Annotated in this window: 22 protein-coding genes and 1 tRNA gene; 11 read left to right on the plus strand and 12 right to left on the minus strand. The window is 38.2% G+C overall.

Annotated features, from left to right (window positions below):
* Window positions 1-169: 169 nt before the first annotated feature.
* From INQ00_RS06980 to INQ00_RS06990, 3 genes are all read right to left on the minus strand, one after another.
* Window positions 170-928 (minus strand): Abi family protein, encoded by a 759-nt coding sequence (locus INQ00_RS06980; protein WP_232086598.1) that lies wholly within the window; start codon window positions 926-928, stop codon window positions 170-172.
* Window positions 929-1,065: 137 nt separating this feature from the next.
* A complete protein-coding gene (locus INQ00_RS06985; protein ID WP_197546606.1) occupies window positions 1,066-1,446 on the minus strand; it encodes a hypothetical protein in 381 nt (126 codons plus the stop codon).
* A gap of 436 nt (window positions 1,447-1,882) precedes the next feature.
* Window positions 1,883-1,959: transfer RNA gene (locus INQ00_RS06990), tRNA-Val, on the minus strand.
* A 226-nt stretch (window positions 1,960-2,185) separates the two neighbouring features.
* On the opposite strand from INQ00_RS06990, the gene pyk reads away from it, so the two are divergent.
* The 4 genes from pyk to pgi all read left to right on the plus strand — a co-directional run bounded on the left by pyk (window position 2,186) and on the right by pgi (window position 7,989).
* Window positions 2,186-3,622: a pyruvate kinase gene (gene pyk, locus INQ00_RS06995; RefSeq protein WP_197546607.1), complete on the plus strand. Its 1,437-nt coding sequence runs from the start codon at window positions 2,186-2,188 to the stop codon at window positions 3,620-3,622.
* A gap of 148 nt (window positions 3,623-3,770) precedes the next feature.
* Window positions 3,771-5,177: a replicative DNA helicase gene (locus INQ00_RS07000; protein WP_065244803.1), complete on the plus strand. Its 1,407-nt coding sequence runs from the start codon at window positions 3,771-3,773 to the stop codon at window positions 5,175-5,177.
* Window positions 5,178-5,200: 23 nt separating this feature from the next.
* On the plus strand, window positions 5,201-6,283 hold the full coding sequence (gene alr / locus INQ00_RS07005) for an alanine racemase (protein ID WP_049369041.1): 1,083 nt from the start codon (window positions 5,201-5,203) through the stop codon (window positions 6,281-6,283).
* Window positions 6,284-6,339: 56 nt separating this feature from the next.
* On the plus strand, window positions 6,340-7,989 hold the full coding sequence (pgi, locus tag INQ00_RS07010) for a glucose-6-phosphate isomerase (RefSeq protein ID WP_197546608.1): 1,650 nt from the start codon (window positions 6,340-6,342) through the stop codon (window positions 7,987-7,989).
* A gap of 48 nt (window positions 7,990-8,037) precedes the next feature.
* On the opposite strand, the gene INQ00_RS07015 is transcribed toward pgi, so the two are convergent.
* The 7 genes from INQ00_RS07015 to INQ00_RS07045 all read right to left on the minus strand — a co-directional run bounded on the left by INQ00_RS07015 (window position 8,038) and on the right by INQ00_RS07045 (window position 15,376).
* Complete coding sequence (locus INQ00_RS07015; protein ID WP_197547512.1) at window positions 8,038-9,210, minus strand: MFS transporter; 1,173 nt, start codon at window positions 9,208-9,210, stop codon at window positions 8,038-8,040.
* A gap of 71 nt (window positions 9,211-9,281) precedes the next feature.
* On the minus strand, window positions 9,282-9,899 hold the full coding sequence (locus tag INQ00_RS07020; protein ID WP_197546609.1) for a dual specificity protein phosphatase family protein: 618 nt from the start codon (window positions 9,897-9,899) through the stop codon (window positions 9,282-9,284).
* Between the two features lie 9 nt (window positions 9,900-9,908).
* A complete protein-coding gene (locus INQ00_RS07025; protein ID WP_197546610.1) occupies window positions 9,909-11,363 on the minus strand; it encodes a glycoside hydrolase family 32 protein in 1,455 nt (484 codons plus the stop codon).
* A gap of 61 nt (window positions 11,364-11,424) precedes the next feature.
* Complete coding sequence (cscK, locus tag INQ00_RS07030; RefSeq protein ID WP_197546611.1) at window positions 11,425-12,351, minus strand: fructokinase; 927 nt, start codon at window positions 12,349-12,351, stop codon at window positions 11,425-11,427.
* A 75-nt stretch (window positions 12,352-12,426) separates the two neighbouring features.
* Entirely contained in the window at window positions 12,427-13,614 is a 1,188-nt protein-coding gene (gene tyrS / locus INQ00_RS07035; RefSeq protein WP_197541968.1) for a tyrosine--tRNA ligase, read from the minus strand.
* A gap of 207 nt (window positions 13,615-13,821) precedes the next feature.
* Entirely contained in the window at window positions 13,822-14,538 is a 717-nt protein-coding gene (gene sfsA / locus INQ00_RS07040; protein ID WP_197546612.1) for a DNA/RNA nuclease SfsA, read from the minus strand.
* 91 nt (window positions 14,539-14,629) lie between these two features.
* Entirely contained in the window at window positions 14,630-15,376 is a 747-nt protein-coding gene (locus tag INQ00_RS07045) for an SIMPL domain-containing protein (RefSeq protein WP_049366926.1), read from the minus strand.
* A gap of 228 nt (window positions 15,377-15,604) precedes the next feature.
* Between INQ00_RS07045 and INQ00_RS07050 the strand changes: the two genes are divergently transcribed.
* Window positions 15,605-15,946, plus strand: a complete 342-nt coding sequence (locus INQ00_RS07050) for a hypothetical protein (RefSeq protein ID WP_197546613.1) — start codon at window positions 15,605-15,607, stop codon at window positions 15,944-15,946.
* 107 nt (window positions 15,947-16,053) lie between these two features.
* Window positions 16,054-16,347: an Imm40 family immunity protein gene (gene imm40, locus INQ00_RS07055; RefSeq protein ID WP_197546614.1), complete on the plus strand. Its 294-nt coding sequence runs from the start codon at window positions 16,054-16,056 to the stop codon at window positions 16,345-16,347.
* A 181-nt stretch (window positions 16,348-16,528) separates the two neighbouring features.
* Here imm40 and INQ00_RS07060 read toward each other — a convergent pair whose 3' ends face one another.
* Window positions 16,529-16,849 carry a hypothetical protein gene (locus tag INQ00_RS07060; RefSeq protein ID WP_197546615.1) on the minus strand — a complete coding sequence of 107 codons (321 nt, stop codon included), beginning with the start codon at window positions 16,847-16,849 and terminating at the stop codon, window positions 16,529-16,531.
* A gap of 188 nt (window positions 16,850-17,037) precedes the next feature.
* On the opposite strand from INQ00_RS07060, the gene INQ00_RS07065 reads away from it, so the two are divergent.
* From INQ00_RS07065 to odhB, 4 genes are all read left to right on the plus strand, one after another.
* Complete coding sequence (locus INQ00_RS07065) at window positions 17,038-17,700, plus strand: Bax inhibitor-1/YccA family protein (protein ID WP_005699490.1); 663 nt, start codon at window positions 17,038-17,040, stop codon at window positions 17,698-17,700.
* Between the two features lie 125 nt (window positions 17,701-17,825).
* Complete coding sequence (locus tag INQ00_RS07070; protein ID WP_197546616.1) at window positions 17,826-18,530, plus strand: ComEA family DNA-binding protein; 705 nt, start codon at window positions 17,826-17,828, stop codon at window positions 18,528-18,530.
* A gap of 149 nt (window positions 18,531-18,679) precedes the next feature.
* On the plus strand, window positions 18,680-21,487 hold the full coding sequence (gene sucA, locus INQ00_RS07075) for a 2-oxoglutarate dehydrogenase E1 component (RefSeq protein WP_197546617.1): 2,808 nt from the start codon (window positions 18,680-18,682) through the stop codon (window positions 21,485-21,487).
* Window positions 21,488-21,544: 57 nt separating this feature from the next.
* Complete coding sequence (gene odhB / locus INQ00_RS07080; RefSeq protein ID WP_197546618.1) at window positions 21,545-22,771, plus strand: 2-oxoglutarate dehydrogenase complex dihydrolipoyllysine-residue succinyltransferase; 1,227 nt, start codon at window positions 21,545-21,547, stop codon at window positions 22,769-22,771.
* Window positions 22,772-22,872: 101 nt separating this feature from the next.
* Here odhB and cytX read toward each other — a convergent pair whose 3' ends face one another.
* Window positions 22,873-24,051: a putative hydroxymethylpyrimidine transporter CytX gene (gene cytX, locus INQ00_RS07085; protein ID WP_197546619.1), complete on the minus strand. Its 1,179-nt coding sequence runs from the start codon at window positions 24,049-24,051 to the stop codon at window positions 22,873-22,875.
* 139 nt (window positions 24,052-24,190) lie between these two features.
* On the opposite strand from cytX, the gene sucC reads away from it, so the two are divergent.
* Entirely contained in the window at window positions 24,191-25,357 is a 1,167-nt protein-coding gene (sucC, locus tag INQ00_RS07090) for an ADP-forming succinate--CoA ligase subunit beta (protein ID WP_197546620.1), read from the plus strand.
* Window position 25,358 lies beyond the last annotated feature (1 nt).

A 25,358-nucleotide genomic window follows, 5' to 3' on the forward strand; every position in this document is an offset into this window, starting at 1 on the left:
GATATATTACTTATCAAAGATATTTAAATAAGAGCCGATTAGATTGGAAAGTATTAAGCAATAAGGAAGTAAAAGAGCTCTAAAGATTATAGCATAAGAACACTATCAGAAAATGATTTCTTGAAATTAGTGATGAAATCTAATAAAAGGAAACCGCCATAGTAGCGGTTTAGATATGTCTAGGGAGTACAGTTATTTCAGCATCAAATATTTGTTGGTCAAAGAAAATATCTCGTTGCCAAATTAGAGCTTGTGAAAGCTGACGAAAGATAAACCTTTCAGGCGCAATTTTTTGTAGTGTGGTTTCAAATTTTTTATAGGTTTTTTCTAAATTATCCAAAGCGTGTCTGGGTTTTTTTGCGATGCGCTTATTCCATATAATTTCCTGATGATACAGTCTGTTACGAAATCGCATTACTTGCTTCAATGTATTATATAACTCTTTAAAATTGCTAAATCTATGGTTAAAAATAGGTTTTAGCACTTTTTGCCAATAGGCAACGTGTTTATTCCTTTTTGGATCATAGTCAAAGAGATTGACCCAAAAACCAAAAGTAATATGTGAAATAATGTCATTTTCGTTATATTTTCTTTTACTGCATTCGTTGATCGCTTTTTGTAACTGACGTTTTGATTCGGCAGTTAAAGGGGCGCTGCTATCCTGTGCTAAGTAATGGAAAAATTTGTATAAGTCATTATTAGGCGCAATATTACGAAGCAATTCACTGATTTCATTTCGTAACGCAACTTCAATCTCTTGTATTAAAGAAAAGTAAATTCCAGTACGATGTTGTAATGCAGTATATACAGCAATCGCTTCTTTCTGTTTAGTTTTATCGTTTTGGTAGAAACAAAATAGATATGCGGTCAACCGACTTTCTGAAATACTTATAATTTGTTTAGAAAGCATATTTTTTTCTTTACTCAAATTTTATTTAGTGTAATAATACTCGAACTGGCAATGGACCCGAAGCCCCGGACATAGGAGCCGGATCGCTTTGTAAAGTGTGAGAATCGTTTTTTTTTGCGGTTCAGGAAAGGTAAGCTTTTAGCTTGCCTTTTCTTTTATTGGTGTTGTTCTTCTAACCACTTTTTAAAGGTTTCTTTTTTCCATCTAGCTTTCCCTAAGATGTAAAAATCAGGCTTAGGGAAAGTGCTTTTACCTTCCAAGTCTCTATTAATCAATTCAATATGTGAATCAAATAATCTTGATGATTTATAAAGAGTTTCCCCGAATGTGCCACCGGTGTTTCGTAAATAGTGATTAGGTAAGTTGACTAATTCTTGAAATTCATCTGGTGTAATTCCTAAGCGCTTGATAATATCATGCGCTGAAATAACATTACTCATTCCGCTCGTTATTTCACTAATCATTTTATCGCTAGTTATGGAAGCTAATTGCGCTTCAATAATAGATTGTTTCACATCTTCAAATTTTTTTACCATATCAATATCCTTAGCTATTTACGTCATACATGAGTTATGACTTCACCATACCAAGTGTTAGTTCCTATAAAATAAGACAGAATGCCAAAAGACTTTACCAAGTACTGAAATATCTTGTAGTTCAGTTATTCCATCCTTGATGAGAGGTTCTACAGAGGCGTCATCAGCAATCACACATACATACGGTATTTTCGTACTAACCGTCATGTTTTCAACAGTAACTATTTATATCTGCTCGCTTTGGTGTAATTAGACCAAATAAGGCGTAATTTTGGCGTAATTAACGACAAGAAATATACAAAAATAGCTAAAAGTTGGCAATATTTGAGGTTTGAAATTTTGGTGAATGATTAAGTTGATTATATATAAGTAATTGATTTTTGAAATGAATTTTAGGAAAAGAAAAAGCCAGTAGAAATTTACTGGCTTTGATAGGTGGTGCGACTAGCTGGACTCGAACCAGTGACCCCCACCATGTCAAGGTGGTGCTCTAACCAACTGAGCTATAGTCGCGTAAAAGATGTGGCAGATGATAAACAGTTTTAATGATGAAAACAAGGGGATTTGTTTTAAGTTAAATTTAGCTGCTAAAAAAATAACCAAAATTTGTTGCAAAAACTCTCAGTGCTTGTTTTGATTTTGCGGTGGTTTAAGCGTATAATGCGCGACGGTTTTTATCTCGGATGAGCCGAAATTAAAAAAGCTTTTTTAAATTGTAACTATTTGTGGAGTTTAGATAATGTCTAAAAAATTAAGAAGAACGAAGATTGTATGTACAATGGGTCCTGCAACAGACCGCGATAACAATCTTGAAAAAATTATCGCAGCAGGCGCTAATGTTGTGCGTATGAACTTTTCTCACGGTACACCAGACGATCATATCGGCCGTGCTGAGCGTGTTCGTTCAATTGCGAAAAAATTAGGTAAAACCGTGGCAATTTTAGGTGACTTACAAGGCCCTAAAATTCGTGTTTCTACTTTTAAAGATGGCAAAATTTTCTTAAATGTTGGCGATAAATTTATTCTTGATGCGGAATTACCAAAAGGTGAGGGTAATCAAGAAGCTGTTGGTCTAGACTATAAAACTCTTCCACAAGATGTTGTTCCTGGCGATATTCTTTTATTAGATGATGGCCGTGTTCAATTAAAAGTCCTTTCTACTGATGGTGCAAAAGTATTTACTGAAGTGACAGTTGGTGGTCCATTATCAAACAATAAAGGGATCAACAAATTAGGCGGTGGTTTATCTGCAGATGCATTAACTGAAAAAGATAAAGCAGATATCATCACAGCTGCACGTATCGGTGTAGATTACTTAGCTGTATCTTTCCCTCGTTCAAGTGCAGATTTAAACTATGCGCGTGAATTAGCAAAACAAGCAGGTTTAGACGCGAAAATCGTTGCTAAAGTTGAACGTGCTGAAACTGTTGTTGATGAAGCAGCAATGGATGATATCATCCTTGCTTCTGATGTCATCATGGTTGCGCGTGGTGACTTAGGTGTTGAGATTGGTGACCCAGAATTAGTTGGCGTACAGAAAAAATTAATTCGTCGTTCACGTCAATTAAACCGTGCGGTTATTACTGCAACTCAAATGATGGAGTCAATGATCAGCAACCCAATGCCTACTCGTGCAGAAGTTATGGACGTGGCAAATGCGGTATTGGATGGTACTGACGCGGTAATGCTTTCAGCAGAAACTGCAGCAGGGCAATATCCAGCTGAGACTGTGGCGACAATGGCTCGCGTATGTTTAGGTGCAGAAAAAATGCCAAGCATCAATGTTTCTAAACACCGTTTAGATCGTGAGTTCAGAGATATTGAAGAATCTGTAGCGATGTCAGCAATGTACGCTGCAAACCACTTAAACGGTATCGCTGCAATCATTACATTAAGCCACTCTGGTCGTACACCATTATTAATGTCACGTATCAGCTCAGGTTTACCAATCTTTGCACTTTCTCGTGTTCAAGAAACATTAAACCGTTGTGCATTATACCGCGGTGTGACACCAGTTCATTTTGATGGTGAATCTCGTAGCTCTGCGGGCGCAAAAGCAGCGATTAACCTATTAAAAGAAAAAGGTTATTTAGTTTCTGGTGATGTTGTTTTATTAACACAGGGTGATGAGTCAGAAGGTACAACTAACGTTTGTCGAACTTTAACTGTTGAATAATCAACATTCATGAATAAAAAAGAGCGGTGGATTTTTCCACCGTTTTTTTATATCTAAAATATTGAAAATATTGACCACACTTTTTTCTTAAAACCACCTCGTATTTGCGGTATCATAAGCACAGTTTTTAGTTTAAATTGAAATCCTTATGGCATCACAAAGACAAATCCAATCTCCAGATCAGAAAACTGAACAAGTTAGCATCCCGCCTCATTCCACTGAAGCTGAACAAGCCGTACTTGGCGGCATTATGTTGAGTAATCAACATTGGGATGGTATTGCAGAAAGAGTGATTGCTGAGGATTTTTATACTTTTGCGCATAAAGCAATCTTCCAAACCATGGAAGAATTAATGCGCAACCAAACACCGATTGATTTAATCACCCTTGATCAAGCCCTTAAAGCGAAAGGTATTAGTGATTCTGTAGGCGGTTTTGCTTATTTAGCGGATCTTTCTAATAATACGCCAAATGCCATTAATATTTTGGCTTATGCTGAAATCGTGCGTGAAAAAGCGATTTTGCGTGAGCTTATTGCTGTGGGAAATCGTATCGCAGAAAACAGCTATTCTCCGAAAGGCAAAGACATCAAAATGGTGTTGGATGAAGCCGAGAGAGAAGTGTTTGCTATTGCTGAAAAACGCAGTTCTTCAACTGAAGGACCACAAAATGTGATCAGCGTGTTGGAAAGTACTATTGCTCGAATTGACACCTTAAGTAAGCTTGAAAATCATAGCGGTGTGACAGGGGTCACAACGGGCTTTGTTGACTTAGATAAGAAAACAGCAGGTTTACAGCCTTCAGACCTCATCATTGTCGCTGCACGTCCTTCTATGGGTAAAACCACGTTTGCGATGAACCTTTGTGAAAATGCCGCCATGGCAAGTGATAAGCCTGTGTTGGTATTCAGTTTAGAGATGCCTGCGGAACAAATCATGATGCGTATGATTGCCTCTCTTGCTCGCGTGGACCAAACCAAAATTCGTACTGGTCAAAATTTGGATGAAACGGAATGGAGCAAAATTGCCAGCGTGTTTGGGATGTTTAAGCAAAAAAATAACCTTTATATCGATGATTCTTCAGGTTTAACCCCAACAGAATTGCGCTCTCGAGCACGTCGTGTGTACCGCGAAAACAATGGTTTGAGCATGATTATGGTGGATTACCTTCAGTTAATGCGTGCACCGGCATTCTCAGATAACCGAACCTTAGAGATTGCTGAGATTTCACGTTCTTTAAAAGCCTTAGCGAAAGAATTAGAAGTCCCCGTTGTAGCTCTTTCCCAGCTTAACCGTACTTTGGAACAACGTGCAGATAAACGTCCAGTAAACTCAGACTTGCGTGAATCAGGCTCTATTGAGCAGGATGCTGACTTGATTATGTTCATTTATCGTGACGAAGTGTATAACGATAATTCTGAAGATAAAGGTGTTGCTGAAATCATTATCGGTAAACAACGTAACGGTCCGATTGGTCGTGTACGTTTAGCATTTAACGGTCAATTCTCACGCTTTGATAACCTTGCCGAACAGCGTGAATACAGAGATGATTATTAGGCAAGAGATAACGGATTAGAAAAATGAACGTAAAACCGGCAACAGCGAAAATCAGTTCGCTTGCCCTAAAACATAATTTACAAGTTATTAAAGAAAAAGCACCACACAGCAAAATTATTGCCGTGGTAAAAGCAAACGCATATGGTCACGGTGTGGTATTTGTCTCATCCGCTTTAGAAAGTATGGTGGATTGTTTTGCTGTAGCACGTTTGGAAGAGGCGTTATCTTTACGCTCCAACGGTATTATTAAACCGATCTTATTGCTAGAAGGCTTTTTTGATGAAAAAGACTTACCGATTATTGCGGTAAATAACATTGAAACAGTGGTTCATAACCGTGAACAGCTTGAAGCATTAAAACGAGCTGTAGTACCAAGTCCAATTAAAGTCTGGTTAAAAATTGATACCGGTATGCACCGTTTAGGTGTGTCACTTGATGAAGTGGATTATTTTTATCAAGAGCTGAAAAAACTTCCTCAAATTCAACCGCACTTAGGTTTTGTGAGTCATTTTAGCCGTGCTGATGAGTTAGATTCAGATTATACTCAAGTTCAGCTCGATCGTTTCCTTCAAGCGACAAAAGATAAAGCAGGAGAGCGAACCATTGCTGCATCAGGCGGGATTTTATTCTGGCCAGAAGCCCATTTAGATTGTATTCGCCCAGGGATTATTATGTACGGTATTTCACCAACGGATACTGTCGGTGCTGAATTTGGTTTAACTCCTGTGATGAATTTAACGTCATCTTTGCTTGCTGTACGTGAACATAAAAAAGGTGAACCTGTTGGCTATGGTGGTATTTGGACCAGTCCGAAAGATACCAAAATTGGTGTCGTCGCTATTGGTTACGGTGATGGATATCCGCGTGATGTGCCAGAAGGTACGCCAGTTTATCTAAATGGTCGAATTGTTCCTATTGTCGGTCGCGTCTCAATGGATATGCTGACGGTGGATTTAGGTCCAGATAGCCAAGATAAAGTCGGTGATGAAGTGATCTTATGGGGTAAGGAATTACCAATTGAAACGGTAGCTAAATACAGTGGTATTTTAAGCTATGAATTGATTACAAAATTAACGCCGCGTGTTATAACAGAATATGTCGATTAATTGTTTTTGTAAGAAAGCAAAAATGTAAAGAATTCAATTTTTTAAAGGAAATATTCATGAAAAACATCAACCCAACCAATACACAAGCTTGGAAAGCACTTGAAGCTCATAAATCTCAGCTGGCTAATACCACGATTGCTGATTTGTTCAAACAAGAACAAAATCGTTTTAACGATTATTCTTTAAGTTTTGAAAATCAAATCTTAGTGGATTTTTCAAAAAATAAAATTAACCAAGAAACCCTCAAATTGCTTCGTCAATTAGCCAAAGAGTCTGCATTAGATGAAGCAATTAATGCTATGTTTACAGGCGAGAAAATTAATCGTACAGAAAATCGTGCCGTATTACATACCGCACTTCGTAACCGTTCAAATACGCCTGTCTATGTAGATGGCAAAGATGTAATGCCGGAAGTGAATGCAGTATTAGCAAAAATGAGTGCTTTCTGTGAGCGTGTGATTTCAGGTGAGTGGAAAGGTTATACCGGAAAAGCAATTACTGATGTGGTGAATATCGGTATCGGTGGTTCGGACTTAGGCCCTTATATGGTGACCGAAGCGCTTCGTCCTTATAAAAATCACTTGAATATGCACTTTGTTTCAAACGTAGATGGTACACATATCGCTGAAACGTTGAAAAAAGTAAATCCTGAAACCACACTTTTCTTAGTCGCATCTAAAACCTTTACCACACAAGAAACTATGACCAATGCGAATTCTGCGCGTGATTGGTTATTAGCTGCAGCGAAAGATAACAGCTCAGTGGCAAAACACTTCGCCGCACTTTCAACCAATGGTAAAGCCGTAGCAGAATTTGGAATTGATACAAACAACATGTTTGAGTTCTGGGATTGGGTTGGTGGCCGTTATTCTTTATGGTCTGCAATCGGTCTTTCTATCGCACTTTCAATCGGCTTTGATAATTTTGAAGCACTATTAAGTGGTGCGCATGAAATGGATAAACATTTCCGTACTGCACCATTAGAAAAAAATATCCCAGCGACATTAGCGTTAGTCGGTTTATGGAATACCAACTTCCTTGGTGCGCAAACTGAAGCAATTTTACCTTATGACCAATATTTACACCGTTTTGCGGCTTATTTCCAACAAGGTAACATGGAATCAAACGGTAAATATGTCGATCGTAATGGCAATGTTATTCGTGATTATCAAACCGGCCCAATTATTTGGGGGGAACCAGGTACAAACGGTCAACATGCGTTCTACCAATTGATTCACCAAGGTACGATGTTAATTCCTTGTGACTTTATCGCACCAGCACAAAGTCATAATCCATTAGGTGACCATCATAGCAAATTGTTATCAAACTTCTTTGCACAAACTGAAGCACTTGCTTTCGGTAAAACCAAAGAAGAAGTTGAAGCAGAGTTTGTGAAAGCCGGTAAGTCGTTGGATGAGGTAAAAGATATTGTGCCATTTAAAGTCTTTACCGGTAACAAACCGACCAACTCTATTTTAGTGCAAAAAATTACACCATTTGTTCTTGGTGCATTAATTGCGATGTATGAACACAAAATTTTTGCACAAGGTGTGATTTTTAATATCTTTAGTTTCGACCAATGGGGCGTGGAATTAGGTAAACAATTAGCGAATCGAATTCTTCCTGAATTGGCTGACAAAGAGAAAGTGACAAGCCATGATAGCTCAACCAATGGATTGATTAATCAATTCAAAGCATGGCGATAATATAAAGTAAAAAGAGCGGTCAAAATTGACCGCTCTTTTTTATGTTAATCAAACTGATTTGACTTTCCACATACAGCCTACGCTGATAAAAATTAGTGCCACAGCGATATAAAAAACAGAGTTGTAATGCCAAATTTCCGCAATAATACCCGCAATAGGTCCTCCGATAATCCAACTGCTTTTTGCTGCATTACTAAATAAGGTGGTGGCAGTGCCCATTTTAGTCGGCATTAAGTCTTGGAAATACACCATGCCAATCGTAGCCGTAATACCGATAAAAATCGCATTAAGCATTTGTAATCCGATAAGCTGCCAAGTTTGCTCTGCGAATAATAAACTTGAATAGAAGGCGAGGCCTGAAATTAAAGCAATCATCATCAAGCGTTTTTTACTGAAATATTTGGTGAGATAGCCCGCCAAAATCATCACAGGAATTTCCAAGCCTGCAGCCGTCCCCATTAATGTTCCTGCCAGTTCTTTGTCTAAATGTAATTCATTAATCACAAATAATGGCATATTAATGAGATACATGCTGTTACATGTCCAAAGTAATAGGTTAGCGATGAACAAGTAAATCACACTTTTTCTTGGTGGCGTATTGTCTAAAACCTCTTGATTTTTAACCGCACTTTGACGAGGAATTTTCGGCAATAATTTGCTGACACCTGCACACAGTAAAAAGGCAGAACCTGCCACCAAATACATGTAATCAAAGCCCCAGTTTAACGCAATGAAAAAAGAAAGCGGTGGCCCAACAATCCAAGCCAATGAGATTTGAGTTCGCATAATTGTGGTGAACATCACCGCTTCACGATGACTACTTTCAGCATATTCTCGCGCTAAAGCAAAAGATTGCGGATTAGCGGATGAACCTAGCCCTAATAGCGTTGTGCCGATAATAATTAACACATAATAATTTCGGCTATAAGCAAAAATCAGACAGCCAAGCACAGCAATTAAACAGCAAACAATCATCACTTTGCGACGGTCATCTTGCTTATCAGAATATTTTGCGAGAATTTGGCTCAAGATAATGCCAATAATGGCATTGACTGAATAGAACAAGCCCACAAAAAAAGGTGAAACTTGAATCTCTTGAGAGAGATATAAACTCAAGGTCGGTGTTTGAAACGCAGAGGCAATTCCCGTTAAAAAGGCAATCAATAGAAAATTGAACGCCACAATATTGGATGGTGTTGAGTTTTGTTGTTGAACAAACATAGTCATTAATTTTAATAAAAGAGCGTAGTTGGAAATAAAAGTGCGGTTAATTTTAACCGCACTTTCATATTTTATTTTGTTGCGTTAGAACGTTTATCTAATTCAGCTTTGATCTTAGCCATATTTTCTTGCGTGAAGAAATTATCAATATTTTTCCAAACAGAATGATAGCCGTAAGGGCCTTGTTGCATTTCACGTTTGGCTTCATTGAGATCCCAATTTTGATAAATCACACGGTAGCTTGCAACAATTAAGCCAGTTCTGTCAGCGCCATGATAACAATGCACTAAAACCGCACCATTTTTTTGGTGTTGTTTGATTTGCCACAGAATATCAGCCACTTCATCTGGACTAATTGACCAAGTCAGTAATGGGGTATTAATCAAGTTGATCTTAGTATGACCAAATGCTTGTTTATCATCATTACGGTCAAAAAAGCGTAAATTCACAATTGTGTGAATATTCAACTTATTTAATAATGTTTCAGATTGCGGCTCTAATTGCTCACTACGGTAAAATTTATTATCAATCTGATATAAATTTTCCTGTTTGCTGATTAGCGTTGCCCAATGTTCTGTATTTTTTGGCGGTTCACTTGGTGTTGTCGTACAGGCGATTAATGAAAAAGCCGTTAAAGCAAAAAGGACATTTTTGCTCATCTTGTATAAATTGAAATGAGTTTGTTTCATAAAAACCTTTTAAATATATTGAATAGCCGGTAAATAACCGATCATTAAATCTAACGGGCGATTGCTGGTTATTGTATTCTCTCTGTTCTCAATGAAAAATCTTGATGTCATCGCTTTTTCACCGTGATTCAAGAAAATTTCAATAATTGAGCGATCAAAGAAGATTTCAACGGTCTGCAAATTTTCAATTTCGCAGAAACGTTTCGTATCGAATTTCTCCATTAATTCGGTTTGTTCGCTTTGACTGCGATCTAAGCAAATCAAACCATTTTCGTAAGATAGATGCAGTGATTGTCCTTTTTCATTTTGGAAGAAGGTTAAGTCAAAGGCTTGGTTATTTACCTCAAATTTAAGATACGCACGATCTAAATTAGCAATATCCGCTTTTCCATTGAGATGAAACGCTGAAAGTGCGGTCAGATTTTCGCATATTTTAGCAATCGGACGTTGATAAATTTTTGTCCCTTCTAAGCGCAATTCTCTTGGCAAGGTTAAAGCAGAATGCCATTTAAATTTATCTGTTGGGTAAGTTAAATCAGGCAAACCAATCCAACCGAAAAGCACAGCACAAGTTTGATTATCTAAGCCACCAAACGTTTGTGGTGCGTAGAAATCAAAACCCTGATCTAATTCGCCGATATATTCTGCTTCAAAGCTTAAATCCGTTAATTTACCCACAGCATAAGTCGCATGATAATTATTTTGGAATTGATGAGCTTCTCGATCTTTACCTTGTGGCGACCAAATAAACACATCTTTATCACGGAGCTTCAATAGATCAGGGCATTCCCACATAAACACGTTTTTATTATCAAAAGCAGGCAAGGAAAGCTCACCTAATAAACGAGGCGTATCTTCAAGATTGTCCATTTCAAAAATAATGGCTGTTCCCGTGAGGTTTTCTCGCTGTGCACCACAGATAAAACGGATTTTTCCGTCTTCAGTAAAATACGGTTTAGGATCACGAACATGCTCTGTATAACCTTCAGGCGCATTTTCAATTAACGGACGTTTGCTAAGCAATTTTCCATTAAGATTGAAAATTGCTAAATTTTGATAAGGCACGCGTTGATTATCACTTGGTCGACGAGTATTGCCGGTATAGAACATGGCCAATTTGTCACCAACTTTCAAAGCGCCACCAGAATAACAGCCGTGAGACTCAAAAAGCTCGCAAGGAATCAGATCATCTGCTGATTGATAATGTTGGAAGTCTTTCGTGATTAAATGCTTCCAATGTTTCATCCCGTGAATTGCATCGAATGGAAACCATTGGTAGAACAGATGATACTTTTCACCATCAAAGATCAAACCATTCGGATCATTCATTAAGCCGGTTGGTGGGGCAATATGAAAGTGCGGTCGAAAATCGTTGTCTTTTTGCACGGTTTCAGCAATTTCTGCGAGCTCGCCTTTTTCTGCGGCTAGGATGCTTTTGTATTTGCCATTATTGAAAATAATCATCGTGATCGTGCCTCGTTAATGTGATTGGGTCAAAAGGTGCAATAATTTGCACCTTTGCTCCTTAGTTGGCTAGGAAGGCTGCTAATTGTGCTTTATTGGGTAGCGCAGACATCGCCCCTTTTGCTGTTGTAGCAAGGGCACCACAAGCATTGGCTTGACGGATAATTTGCACAAGCACATCATTTTCTTTCCAGTTTGAATGCTGTGAAAGTCCAGCAAGTAGGCCACCAACGAAAGCATCGCCAGCACCCGTTGTATCAACAGGTTGTAAGGCTTTTCCAGAAATCACATCTTTCTTACCTTCTAAGTGATAGAGTGCACCATCTTTACCTAAAGTCACGATAATCAATTTTTCAGGATAAAGTGCGGTCACTTTTTCAAAGGCTTTTTCAAGGCTGTCAGTATTAGTCAAAAGCGTTAATTCTTCTTCAGAGAATTTTAATACGTCAGCCAATGCAACGGCTTCCATGACCACGGTTTTCATTTCTTCTAAGCTTGACCAAAGTGATTCACGTAGATTTGGATCAAAAGAGAAGAAACCACCAGCAGCTTTAATACGACGAATTGCTTCAAAGGTGGCTTCGCGAGATGGATTATTAATCAGCGCAATAGAGCAGCAATGTAGCCATTCACCTTGTTGGAAAGGTGGTAAATCGCTTGCTTGTAAGAACTGATCCGCACTTGGGTTTACCATAAAGGTAAAGCTGCGTTCGCCATTATCTAAACCAACCACAACCGTAGAGGTGCGATGTTGCGGATCTAAAATCATATGTTGTGTATTCACATTTTCCGCATTTAAGGTGTCTTGCATAAATTGGCCAAGGGGATCGTTACCTACGCGACCAATAAAGGCACTTGGACTACCTAAACGTGCTACGCCAACAGCCACATTTGCAGGGGCGCCACCGGCACAACGTAAATAATGATTTTCACCGTCAGGAATAAGATCGACAACCGCATCGCCTGTTACCCAGATTTTTTGGCTCATATTATTTTCCCTCTATTGTGGATATCAGTTAAAAAATAACCGCACTTAAAAAGAGCGGTCATTTTCATAGGTGTTTTATGCGATGGTTACGCGTGCAAACTTACGTTTACCGACTTGGTAAACATTCGTGCCTTTTGGTGCATTGGCTTTCATGTCTTCGACTTTTTCGCCATTGATTTTCACACCACCTTGCTTCGCTGAGCGAATCGCTTCAGAAGTAGAAGGAACCAGTCCTGCTTCTTTTAATAAGGTGGCTAAACCAATTTCGCCTTCAAAGGTGAATTCAGGCATTTCATCCGGCATTGCACCTTTTTGGAAACGGTTAATAAATTCTTGTTCAGCCGCCTCTGCCGCTGCTTCATCGTGGAAACGTGCGATGATCTCTTTCGCTAATAAAATCTTCACATCACGTGGGTTTTTACCATTTGCTACTTCTGCTTTTAATTCAGCAATTTCAGTGAGTGGACGGAAAGAAAGTAAGTTGTACCAATCCCACATTAAGTCATCCGAGATCGACATGATTTTACCGAACATATCGCTTGGTGCATCTGTCACGCCGATGTAGTTGCCTAATGATTTAGACATTTTCTTCTCACCGTCTAAACCAACAAGTAATGGAAGCGTAATCGCTACCTGTGGTTTCTGACCGGCTGATTTTTGTAACTCGCGACCAACAAGTAAGTTAAATTTTTGGTCTGTACCACCAAGTTCCACGTCTGCTTCTAAAGCAACAGAGTCATGGCCTTGTAATAAAGGATAAATAAATTCGTGAATTGCGATAGGTTGATTGTTACCAAAACGTTTTTTGAAGTCATCACGTTCTAGCATACGCGCTACGGTGTAGTTACTTGCTAAACGGATCATCCCTTCAGTACCCAATTTACCCAACCATTCAGAGTTGAATACGATTTTCGTTTTTTGTGGGTCTAGAATTTTGTAAATCTGTTCTTTATAGGTTTCCGCATTGCGAAGCACATCTTCGCGGCTAAGCGGTGGGCGAGTGGTATTTTTACCAGATGGGTCACCGACCATACCCGTGAAATCACCGATTAAGAAATAGACTTCGTGGCCTAATTGTTGGAATTGACGAAGTTTGTTTAATACCACGGTATGCCCTAAGTGAATATCCGGAGCAGTAGGGTCTGCACCAAGTTTAATTTTAAGTGGGCGATTTTCTTTTAGTTTTTCGATTAAATCCGCTTCAGAAAGAATCTCATCAGTACCGCGTTTTAGTTCTGCGAGAACGGTATTAATATCAGTCATTCTATTTCCTAATGTTATTTTAATATTAAAGGCTACATTATAGAGAATATGGCTGAAATGAAAAGATTGAGATGAAAAAAAACGCCTATTTGTGGGGAAATAGGCGTGAAGTTGGAGTGATTATCTGTTTGTTTTTGGAATGGCTAGATGATAACTATTATCAAATACCTTGTCAACAACAAAATGCAAATAATTCTCAATTATTTTTTAATCGATGTAAGGTACACTTTCTGTGAGAGAAAGTGCGGTCGGAATTCCATCTGAAATGTCAAATTTTCCCGCATAAGCATAAGCTTCAACGCCCTGAGATTTTGCGTCTTTTAAAAGGCGATCATATTCAGGATCTACAAACTCAGCGATTTTAAAACGATCGAAGCCATCATGTAATCCGGCAAAGAGAACAACGGCGCGATGTCCTTGTTTTTTCATGGCTAAAAGCTCACGAACATGTTTTTGTCCACGAGTGGTAACGGCATCGGGAAACATTCCTAATGTGCCTTTTACAAAGGTGATGGATTTCACTTCAACATAACAATCTGTCAAGCCTTCACCTTTAAGTAAGAAGTCGATACGGCTATTTTCTTCACCATATTTCACTTCAGGATAAATTTCATCATACATAGCGAGTTCTTTGATTTGTTTATTTTGCAAGGCTTCAAAAACTAACTGGTTGGATCTGTGCGTATTAATGCAAACAAGTTGGCCATTTGCTAATTGCGTTAATTCCCAACTGTGTGGATATTTGCGAGTTTGGCTATCAGAATGAGAGTACCAAACGGTATCACCTTTTTCACCACAGCCAGTCATTGCACCAGTATTTGCACAATGAATGGTGATGACTTCGCCATTTGGTAATTCAATATCAGTTAAAAAGCGTTTATAGCGGCGAATTAATTTTGCGGATTGTAGAGTAGGGAGTTGCATAGCTTATTCCTTGTTAAAAGAAAGTGCGGTCGAATTTAATGATGAAATTGACCGCACTTTGTTCTTATAGATGTTTGGTTATATTAAACAATTATTCAATGGCATATTCAATAGTGACGACTAAGCGCGCTTTTTTCTCAATAGTGCTAGTGTCGTAGCTACCAGTGTAATCGCTAGAGTCATCGGCATCAGGATTTGGCGCTTGAATGTAGAATGGCCCTTGTGAAGCGGATTTTAATACGCCAACTTTTACATTACTGGTTTTCGCAAACTCTTCAGCACGAACATGTGCATCTTGTGTGGCTTTTGAAATTAATTCACGTTTAATTTGTTCAAGATTTTCTAAGTAATAGTTTGGATCACCAAAACTAATGTCTTGGTTGTTGGCAACTAATTGGTGAATATTGGTGAGTGCTTTTTGTAACTTAGTCAGTTCTTTGGTTGAAATTCTGATTGCTCTTGATGCATCAAAGCCATTGTCTCTACTTTTGGTTTCACCTTTTTCATTTTCATAATAGTCAGTATGAGTAGAAACATCTAATTCTGTGATTTCTCGATTTTCATCAGCGAAACCTTGTGCTTTAAGGAAACGAACGGCTTCATTCAAGTTTTTCTGATTCGCTGCCATTGCATCATTATATGTTGGACCCCAACCGCTTACACGAATAACCCATGTTCCTTGTGTTGAGGTGTAATGGCTTTCTGCCAAGCCCTTAACTGAAATAGAGCCGGTCTGGCGTAAATTTTTAAATTGATTACCTAAGATAAACGCTGATGCCATCAATCCAACTGCAAGAATGATGCCAAAAATAGCGAGATAAGATTTTTTGCTGTTCATATAATGTCCATGATGTGGAATAAAAGAGTAGTTATTATAATCTAAATTTTAGGGATGTGGATATAAACAATATCTTGATAAGATTAATTTCATGAAAGTTGGTGATTCGATACGGGTTATTAATGTAGTATATGCTTTCGAATTGTTATAACGATAGAAAAGATAAATCTCAGTGAGTTTAGACTCCAAATAGTTTTTGTTCATTCTATCAGTATGGAAAGGTGTATTATGAAAATCAAGGTGATTTTATTAGGTGTGATGGGATTATTGCTATCTAATATTGTGCTAGCTAATCATGAAATTAAATTTGATGATATTTGGAATTTTAAAATTTCCGTTACTGAAATGAAAGGGAATAGAAAAATTCACTTAACTGGTTTGTTAGGAAATAGTGCAATGGGCATATCAGATAGCAAAATAACAATTCATGATGATGAATTAAATATTGTTTTGTTTGAGACATTAGCAAAGGGTAAGTATTCAGGTGATTTGAATAAAGAAATTATCATTGAAAAACCTGTTAAGAAAATTACTTTTGGTTCTGATTATAAAGTTATATGGCAAAATTAAGCTAGATTCTAACTATTGCATAATGGAATGGTGAGCTAATTTTGACTTGCGCACTTAGCAAAGAAAACTTAGCTTTAACTAAGAAAACAAATTAAGTATATATGATAATGAATGAATTGATTAACATTTACATAAATAATGGATTTAGTTTGTTTAAGCAGGGCGAAAGTATTGTCATTATTCCCACAAAATTATCAATTAGGGTTTTAGATATTCTGGAAGGTTTAAATCTTCTTATTCTAGGTGGTGATATATATCGAAAATCAGGTGATGATTTTGAACATACATACGATAGCTGGTATTACGATGGTAATGTTCATAGTGAAAGTATTATGGTGGCTAGACAATATTTAGATAATTTAAGGGAGCAAGATTTATATGTGTCCTTTGTTTTCAAATAAATCAAAATAATAAAAATTTTACAAAATACTGAAATCTTCCCGAGTAAACCAGCTTTAAACCCAAATATAGTCTAAATTTCTTGTAAGTTTAGTTTTATAGTTCATAACTAATTTTTATTTTATGAAAAGTATTGAAAATAGCATAGGTTATTTTTTGTAGCAGAATGACTTATATCATTGTTTAGATTTTTATACTTCCATCAAAGTTAGTGTCAAAACCATCAGTATATTTATCTAAACTTAGTTCAAGTTTATTTTGGATTTCTCTAATCCAAAAAACAAAATTGAAGAAAATATGAGTGTTTTCAATATTCACCTCAAATATACCGTTGTCTTGATGTGAAATCTGTAATTGTTCTAATATAGAAATAAACTTATCTGTGTTAGATCTTATGTCATCTATGTCGGCTTTTCTAAGTTCATTAATAAAATAAATTTCATCATTTATATTAATGATTGTAGGATAGTCCATTAACTCTTTATGCAGTAACTCTATCAACATATATTTTTTAGTCATGAGGTTGTAATCTGGCTAGTGTATTCATCATACCAAAATCAACCGCACTTTTACCTTCTTAAATTTAAAAATTAAAACAAATTCTTGATTTACCATTGACTTTTTGACCTATAGCCCTTATTTTACGGATTGATGTTTCATCAACTTTATTCTTTGTAAAATAAGGAGCTTTTATGCAATCTCGCATTGTTGTTAATTCACAGGAAGAATCACTACTTAGCACACATAAAGTGCTACGTAACACCTATTTCTTATTGGGATTAACGATGGCATTTTCGGCAGTTGTTGCTTATATCTCTATGAGCTTAAACTTGCCTTATCCAAATCTTATCGTGTTACTTGTGGGCTTCTACGGTTTACTTTTCGTGACAAACCGTTTAGCAAATAGTGCGTGGGGTATCTTGGCTGCATTCGCGTTTACTGGTTTTATGGGGTATACCATTGGACCAATTTTAAACATGTATGTGGCGAGGGGAATGGAAGACTTAATTATGCTTGCTTTCGCAGGTACAGCAATCGTCTTCTTTGCTTGTTCAGCTTATGTGCTAACAACGAAGAAAGATATGTCTTTCCTTTCTACTGCAATTTTCTCATTATTTATCGTGTTATTGTTAGGAATCGTGGCAAGTTTCTTCTTCCAAATTCCAGCATTAGCGGTAGGGATCAGTGCATTGTTTGTGGTGTTCTCAACAATGACAATCCTTTATGAAACCAGCAATATTATTCACGGTGGCGAAACAAACTACATTCGTGCAACAGTGAGTATTTATGTGTCAATTTACAACTTATTCATTAGCTTATTAAGATTACTTTCTATCTTCTCAAGTGATGATTAGTCAGTATTAAATTTAAAGACGCTCCTGATTAGGGGCGTTTTTTTGTTTTGAACTAATTTTCTTAAGATAAGTCTTAGCATACAGGTTCGCTTGTCGTGCCTATTAATAACTAAATAGGAGTTTTTATGAAATCTTTAAAATCACTTTTAACATTAACATCACTTGCATTAGCCGTATCTGGTTCTGCATTGGCAACGAATACATCTGTATTACCAACAAAAGAATCAGTCGTAACTAATTCAAAATCAATGGTTGAAAGTACAAAAGCTGACGTGAAAAATGCGGCAAATGATAAGCTTAAATCAATGACTGATAGTGCGAGTTCAACGAAATCAAGTGCATTAGATAAAGTTAATACCGCTAAAGAAAAAGCGACTTCCACGAAAGATGCAGTGAAAGATAAAGCAACTTCCGCAAAAGATGCGGTAAAAGAGAAAGCATCTGTTTTAAAAGAAAAAGCGACAGAGAATAATCAACCGTCCATGAAAGACAAAGCCACTGAAAAATTAAATTCAGTGAAAGATAATGCGAAAGAAAAAGCGTCTGAGGCAAAAACAAAATCAGCAGATAAAGTAAAAGAAGTGAAAGAAAAAGCGACTTCAACAAAAGAATCAGCAAAAGAGAAAGTGGCTTCTTCTGCTAAAGTAAATATAAATAAAGCAGATGCAGAAACTCTACAAAAACTTTCAGGTATTGGTGAGAAAAAAGCACAAGCGATTATTGATTACCGTAACAAAGTGGGCAAAATCAAAAGTGCTGCCGAGCTTTCAAATATTGATGGTATCGGTGAAGCTACAATTGAAAAAATCACCCCATTCTTAACTTTCTAAGAAAACATAGATAAAACTGACCGCACTTTATGTGCGGTTTTTTTATTGAAGTAGATCACAAAATTGTAACAAAGTGTGATTTGAGGATTATTTCTTTTTTTATCCTATGTATAATGGGCGGACAACATCATGTAATACAAGGGGTAGATATGCAGCATTACAATGCCTTTGATGAATGGTTGGCTTCAACCGCTTTAGGTGGCTCTAATCAATCGTATATTGAGGAATTATACGAACGTTATTTAGAAGACCCATCTTCAGTCGATGAAAGCTGGCGTGCCACATTTGATGCATTGCCGAAAACAACCGCAGTAGAGCAACCACATTCACCAGTCCGTGATTATTTCCGTCGTTTAGCGCGAGAAAATACAACAGAAGCCGTGACGGTTATCGATCCAGAAGCCAGTGCAAAATTAGTCAAAGTCCTCCAATTTATCAACGCTTATCGCTTCCGCGGTCATTTAGAAGCAAAACTAGACCCAATCAATTATTATCGTTGGAAAGTCTCCACCGCACCTGAATTGGATTACCGTTATCACGGTTTTACCGAGCAGGATCTCAATGAAACCTTCAATATTAATCACTACGTCTATCATCGCGATAACATCAAGTTAGGTGATTTAGCTGAAATGCTGAAAGAGACCTATTGTGGCTCAATTGGTCTTGAGTTTATGCATGTTCAGGATATGGAGCAAAAAAGTTGGCTACAAAGCAAATTAGAAAGCCAATTAAATAAACCGCTCTTTACCAAAGAAGAAAAAATTAATTTATTAAGTGAATTGACCGCTGCAGATGGCTTAGAACGTTATCTTGGTGCGAAATTCCCGGGGGCAAAACGTTTCTCTTTAGAGGGAAGTGATGCCTTTATTCCATTGATGAAAGAAATTATTCGTCATGCGAGCAAACAAGGCGTACAAGATGTGATGTTTGGTATGGCACACCGTGGCCGTTTAAACATGTTAGTAAACGTGCTCGGTAAGAAACCAGAAGATCTTTTCGACGAGTTTGCGGGTAAACATTCAGGCGAGCGTACAGGTGATGTGAAATACCACCAAGGTTTCTCTTCTGACTTCGCTGTCGATGATCGTCGCGTGCATTTAACCCTTGCATTCAACCCATCCCATTTAGAAATTGTTAGTCCAGTAGTTATTGGTGCGGTACGTTCTCGTCAAACCAAAAAGAATGATACAGAACGTAATCAAGTATTAGCAGTTACTGTTCATGGGGATTCAGCGGTAGCGGGACAAGGTGTTGTACAAGAAACCTTGAATATGTCTAATGCACGTGGTTATACCGTTGGTGGCACAATCCGTATTGTGATCAATAACCAAATTGGTTTCACCACCTCTAACCCAAATGATACCCGTTCAACAGAATACTGTACTGATATCGCAAAAATGATTCAGGCGCCGATTATTCATGTTAATGGTGATGATCCTGAAGCAGTCGCTTTTGCCGCGAGAATGGCGGTGGAATATCGCAATTTATTCAAACGCGATATTTTCATTGATCTGATTTCTTATCGTCGCCATGGTCATAATGAAGCGGATGAACCATTAGCCACTCAACCGATGATGTATAGCATCATTAAAAAACATCCAACGCCACGTAAAGTCTATGCGGATCGTTTAATTGCTGAAGGGGTGATTACCGAAGAAGAAGCCATTGAAATGATGAATCTCTATCGTGATGCCTTAGATAATGGCGATCGTGTAGTGAAAGAATGGCGAGAAATGGATATCGCCCAAATGGACTGGTTACAGTATCTCAACTATGACTGGACATCCCCTTACGAAAGTAAATTCCCACAAGAACGTTTCCAAACTTTAGCGGAGCGTGTCAGTGAATATCCAGAAACCTTGCGTGCTCATCCTCGTGTAGAAAAAATTTATGCTGATCGCCGTGAAATGGCAAAAGGCGAGAAATTGTTCGATTGGGGTATGGCAGAAACTATGGCATACGCAACCTTATTAGATGAAGGTGCTAATGTTCGTTTATCGGGTGAAGATGCGGGACGTGGTACGTTCTTCCATCGTCATGCGGTTGTGCATAACCAAAATGATGGTACAGGTTATGTGCCATTAACACATTTACATGCCAACCAAGGTCGTTTTGAGGTGTGGGATTCTGTATTATCCGAAGAAGCCGTATTAGCTTTTGAATATGGTTATGCGACAACAGATCCAAAAACATTAACCATTTGGGAAGCGCAATTTGGTGACTTTGCAAACGGTGCACAAATCGTGATTGACCAATTTATCAGTTCAGGCGAACAAAAATGGGGCAGAATGTGTGGTTTGGTGATGTTATTACCACATGGTTATGAAGGCCAAGGTCCAGAGCACTCATCAGCTCGTTTAGAACGTTATTTACAACTTTGTGCAGAACAGAATATGCAAGTGTGTATTCCATCTACACCAGCACAGGTTTACCACATGCTACGTCGTCAATCGATCCGTAAAATGCGTCGTCCATTAATTGGTATTTCACCAAAATCTTTATTACGTCATCCACTTGCCGTGTCAAGTTTAGATGAATTAGTAAATGGCACATTCCAAACAGTCATTGGTGAAATTGATAACATCGATCCAAAACAAATTAAACGTGTAGTCCTATGCTCAGGTAAAGTGTATTACGATCTTTTGGAACAACGTCGTGCGAATAACCAAACAGATGTGGCGATTATTCGTATTGAGCAGCTTTATCCGTATCCACATGAAGATGTGAAAAAAGCGTTAGAGCCTTATGCTCATGTAACGGATTATGTATGGTGTCAAGAAGAGCCATTAAATCAAGGCGCTTGGTATTGTAGTAAGCATAACTTTGACAGCTCGCTTCCAGAGCATGTGAAGTTAAAATATGCAGGTCGTCCTGCCTCTGCTTCACCAGCGGTAGGTTATATGTCTTTACACACCAAACAGCAAAAACAATTGGTAGAAGACGCGCTGACACTGTAAAAGCGCGGTCGAAATTTCAGTAATTTTTAAAGAAAGAATAATTTAAAGGAAAATAAAATGACAATTGAAATTCTTGTTCCAGATTTACCGGAATCTGTTGCGGATGCAACTGTTGCAACATGGCATAAAAAAGTTGGTGAGACGGTAAAACGTGACGAAGTATTAGTAGAAATTGAAACAGATAAAGTGGTACTTGAAGTACCAGCCTTAAGCGATGGCGTAGTGACTGAAATTCTTCAAGAAGAAGGTGCAACCGTAGTAAGTAAACAGCTTTTAGGTAAACTTTCTACTCAACAAGCGGGCAATATTTCAACTGAAACAGTGAAAGACAATGAGCCAACACCAGCCGATCGTCAAAGAGCAGCCATTGAAAATAGTCACAATAATTCAGCTGATCAAGGTCCAGCTATTCGTCGTTTATTAGCTGAACACGATTTAGATGCAGAGAAAATTCAAGGCTCTGGTGTGGGAGGCCGTATTACCCGTGAAGATATTGCGCGTGAAGTGGCAAAACGTGATGCTCAAAAAGCAAAACAAGATGTGGCAACAGAGCAGAATACCATTAGCACCGTGGCATATAGCTCTCGTTCAGAAAAACGCGTACCAATGACCCGTTTACGTAAACGTATTGCGGAACGTTTATTGGAAGCGAAAAATACCACCGCAATGCTCACTACATTCAATGAAGTGGATATGCAGCCGATTATGAAATTACGTAAAACATACGGCGAGAAATTTGAGAAACAGCATGGTGTACGTTTAGGCTTTATGTCTTTCTACATCAAGGCTGTAGTTGAAGCGTTAAAACGTTATCCAGAAGTGAATGCCTCAATTGACGGTGATGATATTGTGTATCACAACTATTTTGATATTAGCATTGCCGTTTCAACCCCGCGTGGTTTGGTAACACCTGTATTACGCAACTGCGATAAACTCAGCATGGCGGATATTGAGAAACAAATTAAGGCACTAGCAGAAAAAGGCCGTGATGGTAAATTAACCGTTGAAGATTTAACAGGCGGTAACTTCACCATTACTAATGGCGGTGTATTTGGTTCTTTAATGTCCACACCAATTATCAATCCTCCGCAAAGTGCGATTTTAGGCATGCACGCCATCAAAGAGCGTCCGGTTGCGGTAGATGGTCAAGTGGTGATTCGTCCGATGATGTATTTGGCATTATCTTACGACCACCGCTTAATTGATGGTCGTGAATCAGTTGGTTTCTTAGTGGCGATTAAAGACTTATTAGAAGATCCAACTCGTTTATTATTAGAAATTTAAGCACACAGGCTTTTCTCTTTTGAGGGGAAAAGCCTTTTTTACATTGATGTAAATAAAAGGGCGGGAACAATGCCCGCCTTTCTATAGTTAAAATCCGATCTTTATTTAGCTATTTTGCGTACTAAGATTGCTAAGATAAAGGTAATGATGATAACAGGGAAAGTCAGACCTAAATCGGTTTCCCAACCTTTTGCCATAAGGAAACGATAGAGTACGAAGCCGACAAACCAAACGCCGAGTCCAACACTATCAACTGATTTTTTAACATCATGCTGTTTGAGCACAAAGAAATCAGCGATAAGCACAGCGATCATTGGCGCGAATACTGAACCAATAAAGAACAAGAAATGTTCGTATTCTGTCACTGGTAAGGTTGAGGCTAATATAATGCCCACAATCACGGTAAGTACGGAGATTGGCGTGACTTTTAATTGAGGGAAAATATTGTTTAAACTCATGCCGGTAGAATAGGCGGGAAGTGCAGTGTTAATCATGGTAGAGGCGATCACAATTAATACGCCGATAACACTTACACCAGCAAGGGAAAGAATTTGTGAGATTTCAGATTTACCGGTCACTAATGCTGCACCTAAGCCGAGAGCATACATCCAGCAGCTGGTCGCGGTATAAGTTAGCGTTGAAAGTGCGGTCGTTTTAAATGGTGTTTCGCTGTTCTTCGTGTGGTCAGATACTACTGGTAACCAAGAAAGTGGCATGACGGCAGCAATTTCTACAGCAGTACCAAATTTAATATTTTGTGCAACGTCCATGGCAATAAATGGTTTATTAGCTACTTGAATACTTAGCCACAGCATCAGTAAAAACATGGTGACAAGTGAGAGGCTTTTGAAGATACCTAATTTAGTGAAGCCGAGTAGTAGCCAAAGTATGATGAGTATGCCTAAGCCAAGTGTAAGGAATGGAAAGATGGAAGCATCAGCTGTTTGATTTAAGATAGAAATGACTTCAGCCCCCATATAAATCATGACAGCAGTCCATCCCATCAGTTGCATGGCATTGAGTAAAGAGAAAAGGGCAGAACCTTTTTCACCAAATGAAATTTGTACCGTTTGCATGGCACTTTTTTGGGTTTTTGCACCGATGTAACCTGCACAGAAAAACATCGAACCACCAATAAAGTGTCCAACGACAATGGCAATTAAACCTTGTTGCCATCCTAGTGGCGCAAACCAAGTACCAGTGAGAATTTCTGCCATTGAAATAGCAGCAGTAAACCAAATGAGTGCAATCGCAAGATTGCTTGATTTTTTTGTTTGCATGTTGTTATCCTTAAAATGGATTGTGATTATTCTAGCTCAGTATATAACTCAATATGTAAAGGGCAAGCCCAGAATTTAAAATAAAGTGCGGTCAAATTTTTGTTTGTTTCGCTAAACAACATCAAAATAGGAAGGAAATATGAATTTACATGAGTACCAAGCCAAGCAGCTTTTTAAGCAATATGATCTGCCTGTGAGTGAGGGCGTAGTGTGTCAAACAGCAGACGAAGCTGAAATGGCGCTCTTTCAGCTAAATGGCGATGTTTGGATAGCGAAATGTCAAGTTCACGCAGGGGGACGTGGAAAAGCAGGCGGTGTGAAACTTGTACATAATACCGAAGAAGCGCGTGCTTTTGCGGATAAATGGCTTGGACAACATTTAGTGACCTTCCAAACCGATAAAAAAGGCCAACCCGTTAATAGCATTTATATTGAAGAAACTTGCCAGATTGATAAAGAACTCTACTTAGGGGCAGTGATTGATCGTGCTTCACAGAAAGTTGTTTTTATGGCGTCTTCAGCTGGAGGCATGAATATTGAAGATGTGGCAAGAGAAACACCTGAGCTAATCCATAAAGTCGCTATTGATCCTTTGGTTGGTGGAATGCCATATCAAGGTCGTGAATTAGCCTTTAAACTTGGCTTAAGTGGCGAGCAAAATAAGCAATTTTCTGCTATTTTTGTGAAATTATCGCAGCTTTTTATCGAAAAAGATTTTTCTTTAGTTGAAGTGAATCCACTCGTGGTGACGAAAGAAGGTCACTTAATTTGTCTCGATGCGAAAGTAGGCATTGATGATAACTCACTTTATCGTCATCCTGATTTGCTAGCCTTACGCGATTTAAGTCAAAGTGATTCTCGTGAAGCAGAAGCTGAAAAATATCAGCTTAACTATGTCGCCTTGGAAGGTGATATCGGCTGTATGGTTAATGGTGCCGGACTAGCCATGGGAACCATGGATATCGTGAAATTATATGGCGGTAATCCAGCAAACTTCCTTGATGTTGGTGGTGGTGCAACGAAAGATCGTGTAGCTGAAGCCTTTAAAATTATTCTCACGGATAAAAATGTGAAATCTGTTTTAGTGAATATTTTTGGTGGAATCGTACGTTGCGATCTTATTGCTGAAGGGGTCGTTGCGGTGATTCAAGAAATCGGTGTAAAAGTGCCCGTTGTGGTTAGATTAGAAGGAACCAATGCCCCGCAAGGCAGAGCAATTTTAGCCGAAAGTGGTGTAAATTTAATTGCTGCGCATACTTTACAGGAAGCTGCACAAGCGGCAGTAAAAGCAGCAAAAGGAGAATAAT

The sequence above is a fragment of the Haemophilus parainfluenzae genome, assembly GCF_014931275.1.
Classification (GTDB): Bacteria; Pseudomonadota; Gammaproteobacteria; order Enterobacterales; family Pasteurellaceae; genus Haemophilus_D.